At 72.9% G+C, this 13741-nt stretch carries 17 protein-coding genes; 5 read left to right on the top strand and 12 right to left on the bottom strand.

Annotation, left to right across the window (positions count from 1 at the left end):
• Positions 1-43: 43 nt before the first annotated feature.
• Complete coding sequence (locus ABD901_RS23825; protein ID WP_345129338.1) at positions 44-658, bottom strand: hypothetical protein; 615 nt, start codon at positions 656-658, stop codon at positions 44-46.
• 100 nt (positions 659-758) lie between these two features.
• On the bottom strand, positions 759-1457 hold the full coding sequence (locus ABD901_RS23820) for a cysteine hydrolase family protein (protein WP_345129337.1): 699 nt from the start codon (positions 1455-1457) through the stop codon (positions 759-761).
• 39 nt (positions 1458-1496) lie between these two features.
• On the opposite strand from ABD901_RS23820, the gene ABD901_RS23815 reads away from it, so the two are divergent.
• The gene (locus ABD901_RS23815) at positions 1497-2645 is read left to right on the top strand and encodes a molybdopterin molybdotransferase MoeA (protein WP_345129336.1); all 1149 of its coding nucleotides are present in this window, start codon (positions 1497-1499) and stop codon (positions 2643-2645) included.
• Between the two features lie 45 nt (positions 2646-2690).
• On the top strand, positions 2691-4136 hold the full coding sequence (locus ABD901_RS23810; protein WP_345129335.1) for an NCS2 family permease: 1446 nt from the start codon (positions 2691-2693) through the stop codon (positions 4134-4136).
• An 85-nt stretch (positions 4137-4221) separates the two neighbouring features.
• Here ABD901_RS23810 and ABD901_RS23805 read toward each other — a convergent pair whose 3' ends face one another.
• The 3 genes from ABD901_RS23805 to ABD901_RS23795 are packed head-to-tail and all read right to left on the bottom strand — an operon-like array spanning position 4222 to position 5784.
• Positions 4222-4869 (bottom strand): class I SAM-dependent methyltransferase, encoded by a 648-nt coding sequence (locus ABD901_RS23805; protein WP_345129334.1) that lies wholly within the window; start codon positions 4867-4869, stop codon positions 4222-4224.
• A 28-nt stretch (positions 4870-4897) separates the two neighbouring features.
• Positions 4898-5281, bottom strand: coding sequence for a nuclear transport factor 2 family protein (locus ABD901_RS23800; RefSeq protein WP_345129333.1), 384 nt, complete (start codon positions 5279-5281; stop codon positions 4898-4900).
• Positions 5282-5298: 17 nt separating this feature from the next.
• Entirely contained in the window at positions 5299-5784 is a 486-nt protein-coding gene (locus tag ABD901_RS23795) for a hypothetical protein (RefSeq protein ID WP_345129332.1), read from the bottom strand.
• A gap of 177 nt (positions 5785-5961) precedes the next feature.
• Here ABD901_RS23795 and ABD901_RS23790 point away from each other — a divergent pair, with 177 nt between their 5' ends.
• Positions 5962-7284, top strand: a complete 1323-nt coding sequence (locus ABD901_RS23790; protein WP_345129331.1) for an ABC transporter substrate-binding protein — start codon at positions 5962-5964, stop codon at positions 7282-7284.
• Here ABD901_RS23790 and ABD901_RS23785 read toward each other — a convergent pair.
• Genes ABD901_RS23785 through ABD901_RS23775 form a run of 3 tightly spaced genes read right to left on the bottom strand, consistent with a single transcriptional unit; the run spans position 7281 to position 8562 of the window.
• Positions 7281-7772 (bottom strand): SRPBCC family protein, encoded by a 492-nt coding sequence (locus tag ABD901_RS23785; RefSeq protein WP_345129330.1) that lies wholly within the window; start codon positions 7770-7772, stop codon positions 7281-7283. The genes ABD901_RS23790 and ABD901_RS23785 overlap by 4 nt on opposite strands.
• 39 nt (positions 7773-7811) lie before the next feature.
• A complete protein-coding gene (locus ABD901_RS23780; RefSeq protein ID WP_345129329.1) occupies positions 7812-8141 on the bottom strand; it encodes an ArsR/SmtB family transcription factor in 330 nt (109 codons plus the stop codon).
• Positions 8131-8562, bottom strand: a complete 432-nt coding sequence (locus ABD901_RS23775) for an SRPBCC domain-containing protein (RefSeq protein ID WP_345129328.1) — start codon at positions 8560-8562, stop codon at positions 8131-8133. Before ABD901_RS23775 ends, ABD901_RS23780 begins: the two co-directional genes overlap by 11 nt.
• A gap of 428 nt (positions 8563-8990) precedes the next feature.
• Here ABD901_RS23775 and ABD901_RS23770 point away from each other — a divergent pair, with 428 nt between their 5' ends.
• Both ABD901_RS23770 and ABD901_RS23765 read left to right on the top strand, forming a co-directional pair.
• Positions 8991-9773, top strand: coding sequence for an endonuclease/exonuclease/phosphatase family protein (locus ABD901_RS23770; RefSeq protein ID WP_345129327.1), 783 nt, complete (start codon positions 8991-8993; stop codon positions 9771-9773).
• A gap of 17 nt (positions 9774-9790) precedes the next feature.
• A complete protein-coding gene (locus tag ABD901_RS23765; RefSeq protein ID WP_345129326.1) occupies positions 9791-10621 on the top strand; it encodes a MerR family transcriptional regulator in 831 nt (276 codons plus the stop codon).
• Positions 10622-10624: 3 nt separating this feature from the next.
• Here the strand turns inward: ABD901_RS23765 and ABD901_RS23760 are convergent, their stop codons facing one another.
• The 4 genes from ABD901_RS23760 to ABD901_RS23745 form a co-directional block, all read right to left on the bottom strand.
• Positions 10625-12295 carry a hypothetical protein gene (locus ABD901_RS23760; RefSeq protein WP_345129325.1) on the bottom strand — a complete coding sequence of 557 codons (1671 nt, stop codon included), beginning with the start codon at positions 12293-12295 and terminating at the stop codon, positions 10625-10627.
• Positions 12277-13059: a GNAT family N-acetyltransferase gene (locus ABD901_RS23755; protein ID WP_345129324.1), complete on the bottom strand. Its 783-nt coding sequence runs from the start codon at positions 13057-13059 to the stop codon at positions 12277-12279. Before ABD901_RS23755 ends, ABD901_RS23760 begins: the two co-directional genes overlap by 19 nt.
• Positions 13060-13200: 141 nt before the next feature.
• A complete protein-coding gene (locus ABD901_RS23750) occupies positions 13201-13479 on the bottom strand; it encodes a nickel-binding protein (RefSeq protein WP_345129359.1) in 279 nt (92 codons plus the stop codon).
• A 5-nt stretch (positions 13480-13484) separates the two neighbouring features.
• Positions 13485-13736 (bottom strand): DUF4242 domain-containing protein, encoded by a 252-nt coding sequence (locus ABD901_RS23745; protein ID WP_345129323.1) that lies wholly within the window; start codon positions 13734-13736, stop codon positions 13485-13487.
• Positions 13737-13741: the final 5 nt, after the last annotated feature.

Genomic DNA, 13741 nt, shown 5'->3' with positions numbered 1-13741 from the left:
CATGTCAGGCGCGGGCGGACGGGCCCCTCGAGGTCGCGCCGGCTTACGGCAGGGGCGCCTTGGGCAGCGAAGGCGCCGAGTTGAAGGCCTGCACGCCGGCCTCGTTGTCGCCGTCGAACGGGGTCACCGGGCTGTCGGCGCCGAGGCAGAAGTCGTCGTCCTTCGGGTCGGCGAACCACATGCCCATGTGGTTGAGCTCCTTGCGGACCCGCTCCTTGCCCACGATCGTCGAGGAGAACGCCTCCTCGACGATGAGGCGCAGCTCGGTCTTGCCGTTGCCGTACTTGTCGGTGTTGACGTCGCCGATGTACTCCGCGGCGCCGAACGGCGCGCCCGGCACCTCGAGCAGGAACACCGTGAACGACGTGCTGGCCGGCGCGCCGGACATCTTCACGTCGAGGACGTCGAAGCCCTTCGCGTCGGTCTCCAGGGCCACGGCCACGTCGACCTTGACCTTCGGCATGCACTTGGCGAGCTTGTCGTTGCTCGGCGCGAGCTTGAAGCGCACGACGTTCTTCGCCGTGGACGTGTAGTCGCCGACCTTGTCGAAGTCGGGGGCGCCGGAGGTGGCCTCCCGGTACATGTTGACGCCGGCGAAGACGGCCGCGCCGGCGAGCGCGCCGACGGCCAGGGTCGCGAGGCCCTTGACGATACCCATCAGTTTCTCCCTTCCTTTCGGGGCTTCCGCGGCGCTTGCCGCCGCCGGACACCTCGAATCACGGGAGTCGCCGCAGGCCCGTTCACCTGCGGCGATGTCGTCAGGTCGACACCGGGTGCGGTGAACCGGCGACCGCCGCGACGATCGCCTGCGCCGGCGCGTGCAGCGCGCCGATGCGGGCCGCCTCCTCCAGGTGGCGCCCGTCGACGCCGGAGATCGCGTCGGCGGCGGCGACGACCCGGAAGTCGCGCTCGCTGGCGCCGAGGATCGCCGCGCGCGGGCAGTTGGGGAAGTTGCATCCGGCGACGACGACGGTGCTCACGCCCAGCTCGCGCAGGAAGTCCTCGAGCCCGGTGCGGTGAAACGCGCCCCATCGCGGCTTCCACATCGCCCACTCCCCCGGCCCGAGCGGCTGGAACGCCCCGCCGAGCAGCGCGTCCGGGTCCAGCCGCGGCGCGCCGTCGGGCAGGATCTGCGGCGCCGGCTGCGACCCGGCGCTGCCGGGGCGCGCGATCGGGGCGCCGCCGTCCACCAGCGTCCGGCGCACCAGGTCGACGTCGGGCCCGTCGTAGAGGCGCACGACGTGCACGATCGGGCGGCCGGCGGCCCGGAACGCGGCGGCGAGCCCGGCGATGGCCGGCAGCACGGCCGCCGTGCCGGGAATCGGGCTGACGCCGCCCTCGATGAAGTCGAGCTGGGTGTCGATGGTGAGCAGCGCCGCGCGGTCCCACTCGGGGCGCACCCACGCGTCGGCGGCGAGGGCTGCCGGCTCGATACCGTCGGTTGTGTCCAAGGCCATGTCCGGAATCATGCCGCATCGTCCGTAAGCTCGTTGTCCGTGACCACCTGGGCCGCCGCGCACGCGCTCGCCTCGTCCGAGCCGCGGCCGCGGCCGGCGCGGCTCGTGCCGCTGTGCGCCGCGGGCGGCCTGGTGACGGCGGCCGAGGTGCGCGCCGTGCTGCCCGTGCCGGCGTTCGACAGCGCCGCGATGGACGGCTACGCCGTCGCGGGCCCCGGGCCGTGGGCGGTGACGGGCCGCCGCCTGGCCGGGTCCGCCGCCGGTTGCTCCCTTGCCGGCGGTACCGCGGTGGAGATCGCCACCGGCGCGCTGCTCCCGGCCGGCTGCGACGCGGTCCTGCCCTACGAGGACTGCGAGCGCCACGGCGACACGGTGAGCGCGCCGCCGCCGGCCCGCGACCACATCCGGCGGGCCGGCGAGGACGTGCGGCCCGGCGACCCACTGCTGCCGGGCGGCCGGGCGCTCACCGCCGTCGCCGTCGCCGCGCTCGCCCAGGCCGGGGTCGGCGAGGTGCTCGCGCACCCGGCGCCGGCGCTCACGACGCTGGTGACCGGCGACGAGGTGGTGCACCGCGACGCGCCCGGGCCACTGGGGCCGGGCCAGGTCCGCGACGCGTTCAGCGGCGTCATCGCCGCGCTCGCCGCCCGGGCCGGCGCCGCCCCGCCCGCGCACCGGCACGTCCGCGACGACCCGGGCGCGCTCGCCGCGGCGATCGGCGCGGCCGGCGGCGACGTCGTCGCGGTCACCGGCGCATCGTCGCGCGGCGCCGCCGACCACCTGCGCGCGGTCCTGGACTGGCTCGGCGCACGATGGCTCGTCGACGGCGTCGCCTGCCGGCCCGGCCACCCGCAGGGCCTCGCGGCGCTGCCGGACGGGCGCTGGGTGGTCAGCCTGCCCGGCAACCCGTTTGCGGGCCTGGTCGCCGCGCTGACCCTGCTCGAGCCGCTGCTGGCCCGCCTCGCCGGGCGCCCGGCGGCGCCGGCCCGCACCGCGCCGGTGCACGGCGAGGCGAAGCCCTTCCCGGCGGGCACGCGGATCGTGCCGGTCGCGCTGGCCGGCGGCCGGGCGGTGGTCGTGCCCGGCGCCCGGCCGGCCGGGCTGCGCGCCGCCGCGGCCGCCGACGCACTCGCGGTCCTCGATGCGACCTGGCGCTCGGGCGGGGACGGGCTCCTGCTGGCGCTGCCCTGATCCGGAGTGGGATCATGCGCGCGTAGCGTCTTCCGGGGAGGGTGCATGAGCGCGGACACCGCCACGCGGAGCCGGTTCGACCGGTACTTCGAGATCAGCGCGCGAGGCTCGACGCTGAGCCGCGAGGTCCGGGGCGGCCTCGCCACGTTCTTCACGATGGCGTACATCGTGGTCCTCAACCCGCTGATCCTGGGCAGCGGCGTCGACGGCGCCGGCGCGAAGCTCGCCCTGACCGCCGTCGCCTCCGGCACCGCCCTGGTCGCGGGCGTGATGACGATCCTCATGGGCGTCGCGGCCCGCTTCCCCCTGGCCCTCGCGGCCGGCCTCGGCGTCAACGCGCTCGTCGCCTTCGAGATCGCGCCCCAGATGACCTGGGCCGACGCGATGGGCCTCGTGGTCATCGAGGGCGTGCTCATCGCGATCCTGGTGCTCACCGGGCTGCGCACGGCGGTGTTCCGGGCCGTGCCGACCCAGCTCAAGACGGCGATCGGCGTCGGGATCGGGCTGTTCCTGGCCCTCATCGGCTTCGTCGACGCCGGCTTCGTGCGCCGGGTGCCCGACGCGGCGAACACCACGGTCCCCGTCGGGCTCGGCATCGACGGTAAGCTCATCAGCTGGCCGGCGCTCGCGTTCGCCGTCGGGTTGCTGCTGACCGTCGTGCTGGTGGTCCGCCGGGTGCGCGGCGCGATCCTCATCGGCATCGTCGCCTCGACCGTGCTGGCCATCGTCATCGAGGCGATCGTGAAGGCCGGACCGTCGTTCGTGGACGGCAAGCCCAACCCCAAGGGCTGGAGCCTCAACGTACCCACCCTGCCCAGCAAGGTCATCGACAAGCCCGACCTCTCGCTGCTCGGGCACTTCAACGTCCTGCACTCGTGGCAGAGCGCGGGCGTGCTGGTCACGCTGATGTTCGTGTTCACGCTGCTCATCACGGACTTCTTCGACACGATGGGCACCATGGTCGCGGTGGCGCAGGAGGGCGGCCTGCTCGACAAGGAGAACATGCCGCCGCGCACCCGCGAGATCCTGCTCGTGGACTCGATCGCGGCGGCGGCCGGCGGCGCGGCCAGCACGTCGAGCAACACCACCTACATCGAGAGCGCCTCCGGCGTGGCCGAGGGCGCCCGCACCGGCGTGGCGAGCCTGGTCACCGGCGCGCTGTTCCTGCTGGCGATGTTCTTCGCGCCGCTGGTCGACGTGGTGCCCTTCGAGGCGGCGTCGGTGGCCCTGGTCGTGGTCGGGTTCCTCATGATGACCGCGGTACGCTCGATCGACTGGTCGGACTACGACATCGCGCTGCCGGCGTTCCTGACCATCGTGCTGATGCCGTTCACGTACTCGATCTCCAACGGCATCGGCGCCGGCGTCATCTCCTACGCGGTCATCAAGCTGGTCAGCGGCAAGGCCCGGCAGGTGCACCCGCTGCTGTACGGCGTCGCGGTGCTGTTCCTCGTGTACTTCCTGCGCGGCCCGATCGAACTGCTCTTCTAATCGGGGCTCACGCCGGGCGCGTCGCGCGGCCGCGGATGTGCGGCGCGGCCGGGCCCGGCGGGCCCGAGTCCTTTCTACGCGGGGCTCACGCCGGCCGCGTCGCGCGGCCGCGGATGTGCGGCGCGGCCGGGCCCGGCAGGCCCGCGTCCGGGAAGCGGAAGCGCTCGATCTCGTCGATGTCGAATCCGGCGGCGGCGATCGCGGCCGCCGTGTCGCGCCCGGTGTGGCAGCCGCCGAGCAGCCGCGGCCACACCGTGGCATCGACGATGCGCTGCACGCGGCGCAGCGCGCCGGGCTCCGCGGCGACGTGCTCGAAGAAGCGCAGCCCGCCGCCCGGGCGCAGCACGCGGCGGATCTCGGCGAGGGCGGTGGCCTGGTCGGGCACGGTGCACAGCACGAGCGCGGCGACGGCGGCGTCGAACTCCCCGTCGCCGGCCGGCAGCGCGTCGGCGAGCCCGTCGACGACCCGGACCGGCACGGGCGCCCCGGCCGCGGCGGCCACGGCGGCGGCCCGCATCCGCGGCTCGGGCTCAACGGCGAGCACCTCGGTGACGGCCGGCGGGTAGTGGGCGAACATGCCCCCGTTGCCGGCGCCGACCTCGATCACCCGGCCGGCGAGACCGGCCAGGACCGCGCGGCGCTGCTCGGCGCCGCCGGCGCGGTCGCAGGCGGCGGACATTCTCGGGTACATCCTGGCGAACAACGGATTCGAGACCTGCCCCTGCGATGTCATGCACTCCAGCATCGCCGGGCCGGTCAACCTAGGGGGCCCTGAAGTAGTCGCGGACCAGGACGATCTTGTCGTCGCGGATGCGGAAGATCTGCACGAGGGACATCGTCCCGGCGGCGAAGACGGTGTCGATCTCGGCGATGAACACGTCCGGGTCGACGGTGTCGTGCAGCACGTACCGGGACCGTTCGGTGTCCACCGGCCCCTCGAACGCGGGCTCGGCGTGGAAGGCGGTGATGCCGGCCTCGATGGCGTCGCGCCCCTCGAGGCGCCGCGGCAGGCCGTGCCCCTCGGGGACGAGGGGCGCCTCGAACACGCCGTCCTCGGCGAAGAGGTCGGCGACCGCGGCCGGGTCACGCATGATCGCACCGGCGTAGACGTAGCGCTCGAAGAGCTCCTGGTGAGAAGGCGTCACTCGTTGCAGTCTACGGCTCAGTAGGTGCGGTAGTGGCACCAGTTACGGGCCGCGCGGGTGTTCAGGAGGATGACGAACAGCAGCGGGAACGCGATCGACAGCAGCGTCGCGCCGTACGGGGCGCCGGCCGTGTAGCCCTGCCACACGCCGCCGGCGACGCTCAGGCCGTTGAGGCCGGTGAGCACGATCCGGGCCCACTTGCGCCCGCTCTGGACCTTGCGGCCCAGGACGATGGCGATCAGGCCGACCGCGGCGACCATGCCGATGACGGCGTAGGTGGCGGTGGTGATCGCCGCCGGGCGGGTGGTGAAGACGTCGCTGCCGGCGCTCACGTGCCACTCGGGTGCGATGCGGGCCAGCGCGAGGGCCATCAGGGCGGCCGTGCCCAGCACGAGCAGGCCCATGAGGTACTGGAAGATCGCCACGATGTGCAGGGAGATCGGTGCGGTCGAGCGCATCGGGTAGGAGTTCCACGCCTGCTGCGGTTGGTATGCGTACGCCATATCCACAGCGTGGCCCGCCCGGCCCGGCAGGGACTCCCCGATTCATGCCAGTGACGCAGCGTCGCTTTCGTCGCAAGGTTTCCTCAAGGTCCATTTCGCGTCCTGGGCCGCGCGCCGAGCGCCGCTTAGGGTCCTCCGGGGCCCGGTTCGGGCCGATTCGCGGGGAAGGCGGGTTTCGTGGGACGCAGGTCATCGACGATCGTTGCGCTCATCGGGGTGGCGGTCGTCGCCGGCGGGTGCGGGACGACGCCGAGCTCCGGTTCGCAGCCGTCCGAGCCGGTCGTCGTGCGGCTCTACGGGTCCGACGCGAACATGACGAACTCGCTCAAGGACAAGCTCGCCGACGCACCCGGCCTGCTGTCCGGCATGACCGGCACCGCGCCGCTGCTGCGGCTGCCGGAGTCCTTCAAGGAGCGGCTGCGCGGCGTCGATCCCACGCTGGCCGACTACGGCTACGCCGCCGAGGCCTACGACGCCGTCCTCATCGCCGGCCTGGCCGCCGAGTCGGCGCGCACGACCGAGCCGGCGACGGTAGCGAAGTTCATGGTCGGCGCCACGAACTCCGGCACCCTCTGCGACAGCGCGGCCGCCTGCCTGGCGCTGGCCGAGGCGGGCAAGGACTTCGCGTACCGCGGGGTGTCGATGCGCCGCAGCGGCCTCACCGACGCCGGCGAACCCTCCTCGGCCTCCTACGGCACGCTGCACTTCGACCGCACGAACATCATCAACGACAACCTGACCGAGTACGTCGGCGCCGGCGACGAGTCGCTCGCCTCGACGAGCCCGGCGCCCCCGTTTCCGCCGATGCCGGGCTCGTCGCGCAAGAAGCTGCCGGCGCTCAAGGTCGGCGGGCTGATGCCGCACACGGGGCGGCTGGCGTATCGCAGCGCCCCCCGCTTCGCCGGCGCGCGCCTGGCCGTGCAGGACCTCAACGCCGCCGGCGGCGTGCTCGACCAGCCGGTCGAGTGGGTCGACGGCGACGACGGCACCGACGCGACGGTCGCCGCGGCGACGGTCGACCGCTTCGTGGGCCTCGGCGTGCAGGTCATCATCGGCGCGTCCTCGTCGAGCGTGACGAAGGCGGTCATCCCGAAGATCGCCGCGGCCGGGCGCATCCTCGTCTCGCCGTCGTCCACATCGGACGAGCTGACCACGGTCGCCGACAACGGCCTGTTCTTCCGTACCGCGCCGCCGGACACGCTGCAGGCCCGCGCTCTCGCCGACGTCATCATGCGCGGCGGGTCCCGCCGGGTGACGATCATGGCCCGCGAGGACGCCTACGGCCTGGGGCTGCAGAAGAACGTCAAGGCCGACCTGCTCGCCGCCGGCATGACCGACGCGACGGTGGACCTCATCTCGTACCCGACCAACACCGAGGACTTCGGCGGCGTCGCGGCCCGGGTCCGCGACAACGCTCCCGAAGGCGTGCTCATCCTCGGCTACGACGAGACGGCGCTGATCGTGAAGGCCCTGGCCGCTCGCGGGGTCGTGGTTTCCTAGTTGGTACTGGGGGTGAGGTGCGACACGTCGACCGGCGCGTTGGCCTCCGCGTCGGAGATGGGCCGGCCCTTGCCGGTGGTGATGAGCTCGAGCAGGCTCGTGCCGACGAAGAAGTCCCACGACTGCTGGCAGACCTCGTAGCACTCGTGCGACGGGACGAGCCCGCGGTGCGTGAAGCACACCTCGGTCCGCCCGTCCTGCTCGGCGAGGTCGATCTCGACGGTCGTGCCGACCCACTCCTCGTCGCTGGTGAACGAGAAGTGGTTGTCGAGCACGAGCCAGGCGACGCGGCGCCCGGGGACGTACTCCGTCACCCGCATGCGGCAGCTGTGCGTCTCCTGGTAGTGGTAGTCGAACTCGGCGCCGAGCTTGTCGGTGTCGCCCACGATCTCCTCGGACCACCAGGCCCGCAGGTTGACGGCGGCGTCGAAGGCCTCGTGCCGGGAACTGTCGACGGTGATGACGGCGGTGAAGTCGTTCTCGCTCATGGCTGTGTTCCTGCCTTTGTCCAGAGTCGGTTGATGCGATCAGCGGTCGAGGTGGTCCTTGAGCGCGTCGAGGCGCCCGTCCCAGTCGCGCGCCAGCGCGGCCAGGAACTGCTGGGCCACCTGCATCGGGGCGGAGCGGAGCCGGTAGCGCACGCGTCGGCGCTCCCCCGGCTCGGCCGTCACCAGGCCGGCCTCCGTCAACAGGGCCAGGTGCTTGGCGATCGCCTGCCGGGTGATGGGCAGGCGGTCGGCAAGGTCGGTGGCCGTGGCCGGCCCGCCCTGCGCCAGCGCGGCGAGAATGCCGCGCCGGGTAGGGTCGGCGAGGGCGACGAAGACCTGCTCGGCGATCGCCTCGATATCAGGCGGCATTGAGGTATTCGACCAACTCACCCAGCTCGTGCGTCCAGCCGTCGGTGTTGCTCTGGAACGCCTTACGGTACTGGTCGTCGGGCAGCTGCGCGAAGCCGCTCTCGACCATGGTGAGCCGGGTGCCGGTCCCCGCCGGCTCGAGGGTGAACTCGACGTAGGTGCGGCGCGGGTCGTCCTCGGCCAGCCCGTAGATCCCCCAGGTGAAGCCGAACACGGCCGGCTCCTCGACGCGCTCGATGTGCAGGCTGGCCTTGTCGCCGCTGTCCCAGGTGAGCTGGGCGGAGCCGCCTTCGCGCAGGTCGACGGTCGCCCCGTTGCCGAACCACGTGCCGAGCCCTTCGGCCGTGGTCAGCGCCTTCCACACGCGCGCCGGCGGGTGCGCGAGCTCAACGGTCCGCTCGATGCGATCGGGAAACGCCATGACAACCTCCAGAAGTAGCAACCACTCGGTTGCTACTCAAACTATTGCAACCTCCGGGTTGCGTCAAGCTTTGCGCGGGTGAGTTCCGCAGCTCATTCGGCGGGCGGGGCTTTTGCGACAAGTCGGGCGCTGACGCGCCACGACTTGTCGGATTTATACCCTGACGGGCCTTAAATCGCGGCAAACCGCTCGCAACTGCGCGGGCGCCAGCCGGGGTAAGCGGTTCGACGCCGCGCTCGCGGGCCGCCGCCGCGGACTCCACACCACGGCCACAGCCACATTTTGTCTCCACGATCAGAGCATTGTCCGATTTGTCCCACGCACTTTTTCATGATCGTGGAAACAGAACGCCGCCGGCGGCGCCTCCGCGCAGTAGACGCACGCCGCCCGGGGCGGGGTTCAGCGCAGTTTCCGGTGACAATGGCGCGGTGGCGGATGACGGCGTACTGCGGCTGCTGACCCTCAACGCGCTCTTCAAAGGCGACGTGCGCCCGCGGATGGCGGCCATCGGGGAGATGCTGCGGCAACGGCCCTACGACGTGGTGTGCCTGCAGGAGGTGATGTCGCCCGGCAGCGCCCGGCTGCTGGCGCGGCTCGCGGAGGCGTACCCGCACCGGCTGTACTCCGGCGCCGCCCTGGTCAAGGGCGGCCTGGTGCTGCTGTCGCGGTGGCCGATCGAGCGGGGCCGTTTCGTGCGGTACCCGTTCACCCGCCCGGTCCGCCCCGAGCTGCTGATGCGCAAGGGCGCCCAGGTCACGGTGCTGGCCACCCCGGCCGGCCGGGTCGCCGTGCTCAACACCCACCTGTCGGCCAACCGCGACGACGACTGGTCGCCGCAGAACCGCTACTCGGCGGTCGCGCGCGCGGAGCTGGCCAGTCTGGGCGCGGCCCTGGCCGCCCTGCCCGCGCGGCTGCCCGCCGTGGTCACCGGCGACCTCAACCTGCCGCGCGACTCGGCGCTGCTGGCCGGCTTCTGCGCCGAGGCGGGGCTGCGCGACGCGATGGCCGGCGACACCCGCCCGACCTACCGCCCGACGCCCGGCTGGCCCGACCCGCCCGCCTTCGACCACGTGCTGCTGCGCGGGCTGCGCGCCGAATGCCGGCTGACGCTCGAGGACGACACGGTCACGCTCGACGACGGCCGCGAGGTGTACCTCTCGGACCATTTCGGCGTCGAGGCGGACCTGCGGGTTGACCCTCAGCCGGGGTGATGCGGCATGGTCTCTGTGTGGACAACACCGGGTTGCTGACGATCGGCGTGTTCGCCCGGCGCTCGTGGCTGTCGCCGCGCGCGCTGCGGCTGTACGAGCAGCAGGGCCTGCTCGTCCCCGCGGTCGTGGACGAGCGGACCGGGTACCGCTGGTACCGGCCCGCGCAGCTGGAGACCGCGCGGCTCGTGGCCCGGCTGCGGCGCCTCGACATGCCGCTGGCCCGCATCGCGGAGGTCGTCGCCGCGAACGAGGAGGACCCGCAGCGGGCCGTCACGCTGCTGGATGCGTACTGGACGGACGAGGAGTACCGGGTCGCGGCCCGCCGTGAGCTGGTGGGGCACCTGCGGATCCGGATGCTCGGCGAGGACGGCAGCCTCGACATGCACAGCGTGCAGGTGCGCGAGGTGCCGCAGCAGACCGTGCTCACGCAGCACCGGCACGTGCGGGTGCAGGACCTGCCGGCGTGGATCGACGCGTCGATCGCCCGGCTGCTCAAGGCCGCGGCCGGGCACGGCGACGGCATGGTCGGGCCGTGCTTCATCATCTACCACGGCGAGGTCAACGAGGAGAGCGACGGCCCGGTCGAGATCTGCCTGCCCGTCGAGCCGGACCCGCACCGGGCCCTCGAGGCGGCGGTGCGGGTGGAGCCGGCGCACCGGGAGGCGTACACCCGCATCACGAAGGCGCAGGTCGCCTTCCCGCAGATCCTCTCCGCGTTCGACGCGGTGCGGGCGTGGACCGAGCGCGAGGAGATCGTGGCGAGCGGGTCGCCGCGGGAGGTGTACTTCGCCGACTTCGCCAACGCCGCACCGCAGGACCTGGTCTGCGACGTGGCGCTGCCGATCTGATCGTCAGACGTCCCAGACCCACACGCCGCCGGTGAGCCGGCCCGGCCCGACGAGCGCGTCGAACAAGGCCCGCTGCGGCGCATACGCGGGATCGGCCGGGACGAGGATCAGGCCGGTGCGCCAGTACCGCAGGTCCTCCCGCGAACGCTCCCGGTCGGCGTCGGTGACGGTCGCCGGCGGGTTGCGGATCAGCCCGTCGAGGTAGCGCGGCGGCGCACCGACAACGGCGTGCCGCCCCTCGACGCCGCCCTCCGGTGCCAGGAAGTACCCGTGCGAGATGCGCATGTCGAGCCCGGTCGCGATCGTCCAGGTCTCGGCCGTCCAGTGCTCGAAGTCGGCGAGCGGCACGACGAGCACCGAGTCGCCCGGCCCGACGTAGGAGCGCCACGCGCCGCCGGCGACGAACGCCGGCACGGCAGGCCGGTCGAACACCAGCGTCGGTACCGGCGCCACCGGCACCAGGACGGCGGCGACCAGCCCGGCGGTGAGCACCCGCGACGGGAAGCGGGCCGCGGCGACGGCGAGGGCGGCGATCGGGGCGAGCGCCCACGTCCCCGCCTGCCCGAGCCGGGTCGGCAGCAGCGTGTCGAACAGCGGCAGGTGCGACAGCAGCGCATACGGGCCGGGGATGCCGGTGCCGTGGCCGCGCACGGTGAGCTCGGTGCCCAGCGACAGCAGCACGAACACGGCGCCGGTCACGGCCAGGGAGCGCACCAGCCGGTCACGCCACCGCCACGCGACGAACGCGGCCGCGGCGATCAGCAGCGGCCAGCCGTAGTGCACGTGCTGCTCGGCCGAGAACCCCGGCGCCGGCGGGGTCTCGCTGAGGCGCACCGCCACCGAGTTGCGCGAGAACGACGCGACGCCGAGCAGATCGGTGTGGAAGGCGGTCATTTGCTCTTCGCCGCCGCTGTAGGCGACCGGGCCGAAGAACTGGAACCACAGCGGGTAGGCGAGCACGACGAGCGACGCGCCCGCCGCCACCGCCAGGCCCGGCAGGATCGGCCGCCACCGCCAGCCGCGCCACAGCAGCAGGAACACCCCGATGGCGAGGGCGGCGACGAACAGGGTCTCCTCGTTGACGAAGACCTGCCAGACGATGAGCGCGGCCAGGACGAGCCCGTCGCGGACCGGCCGGGTGGAGTCGAACAGCCGCACGACCCGCCAGCAGATCAGCGGGACGAGGAACTGGGCGGCGAGGTTGGGGTGGAAGGAGGCGTGACTGACGACGCTGGGCGCGAAGCCGCCGACGAGCCCGCCGACCCACGCCGCGGCGCGGGAGTCCACGACGTGTCTCGACAAGAGCCAATACCAGGCGGCAGCGGTACCGCAAAGAGCCGCCACGATCAGCACGTCGAACGCGACGCCGGGCCCGAACAGCCAGGTCACCGGCGCCATCGGGATACCGAGGCCGAACATCGACGTGTTCGCCATCGCGTTGACGCCGACGGGCGCGTTCATCTGCTCGATGAGCAGCGGGTTGCCGAGGTGGTGCAGGACCCGGGCGGAGTACGTGAGGAAGTACTCGGCCTGGATCCGGTCGCCGGGCGTGTAGGGCAGCCGCTCGCCGGGGTGCGCCAGGAGCCGCCCGCACAGCACGAGCGCGCCGAGCAGGTAGCTTCCGCACGCGAGGACGTCGGCCCGCCGCCCGCGGGTTACGGTGTCCAGACCCATGGCGTCGTCGTCGTGACCGCGCGCAGCCCGAGCCGCTGCAGGATGGGGCTGCTGTCGTCGGAGGCGTCGACCCACAGGTACCGGATGCCGCGCTCGACGGCGATGCGCGCCCGCCGCGCGACGAGCGCACGGTAGATGCCCCGCCCGCGCAGCCCGAACAGCGTCGAGCCGCCCCACAGCGAGGCGAACTCTGTGCCGGGCAGCACCACCAGCCACGCGGTCGACACCACGGTCGAGCCGGCCTCGGCGACCAGGACCACGATGTTGTCGGGCCCGGACTCGATCCGGTCGGCGAGGTCGCCGGCCAGCCACGACCAGTCGCTGCCCCACACCTCGGACTGCAGGTCGGCGATGCGCCGCAGGTCATCCGGCGCCGTGGTGGCCCGGATGTCGATCCCGTCGGGCGCCACGCCGGCGTCGACGAGGTCGGCCGCGAGCCCGACGAGGACCGTCTCGGTCGGGTCGGCGACGAGGCCGGCCGCGGCGAGCCGCTCGGTCAGGTCGGCCCGGTCGTGCCCGTAGGTCTTCCACTCGAACGCGAGCCCCTTGGCCGCGTAGAACTCGACGGTCCGCGCGATGAGCGCGTCGAGCTCGTCGCCGGGCATGTCGCCGAGCCCCTGCCCGAACACGATCCCGCGCGCCGGCGTGGTGACCCGCAGCACAGGTCCGTCGCGGGAGGGCACCCAGTTCTTCGGCAGCCGTTCGGCGACTGTGCCGCGCACCTGCTCGTCGTGCAGCCGCAGCAGCTCTCCGACCTCGGTCATCACGCGGAGTGTAGCGGGTCGTTGATCGCGCCGCGGTTCTGTGTCCGGCCGTGCCTCCAAGGTTTCGGGCCCAGGTGGAGGCACGGCCGGTCACCCCCCGCCCCCTCGGCGTGCCCCCAGTCGGCACAGGCGGGGTAGGTGCTAAGCCATTATCGCGGCCGGAGCGTCTTGCAACAGGTCGATCGGAAGTTCATAGACTTCCGTGGCCGGGTGCCCGGCCCGCTCGTGCACCCGCAGGACCGCTTCCCTGCTGGGGCCGCGAGCGAGCCGGAACACCAGTCCGGACGCCGGGTCGAGCCACCCGCGTTCCAGGTGCACCCCCTCCTCGGCGGCGAACGCAAGGTCCGCCTCGTGCGCCGCGGCCAGCTCCTGCGGCGTTGCGCCCGCGAAGCCGCCGTGCACGTCCATGAACGTCGGCATGACGATCACGAGCCTTCCTGCACCTGGTAGATCTCCCCGGCGACGAGGCCGTGCGCCTCGCGATGTACCGCCGCCGCCGCCTCGGCCGAAGGGGCCTCGGCGAGACAGAAGATCTTGCCGCGGGCCTCGTCGACCCAGTACCGCAGGTAGCTGACGTCGTACTTGCCCTGCGTGCGCAGGTCGGCCATGTGCGCCTTGACGACGTCGTCGACGGACACGCCGCCCTCAATGCTGTGGATGTCCATGTACAGCGGCATTGCCG

Origin of the sequence: Dactylosporangium darangshiense (assembly GCF_039537565.1) — a bacterium.
Lineage (GTDB): Bacteria > Actinomycetota > Actinomycetes > Mycobacteriales > Micromonosporaceae > Dactylosporangium > Dactylosporangium darangshiense.
This window is presented reverse-complemented; position numbering and strand designations above follow the sequence as displayed.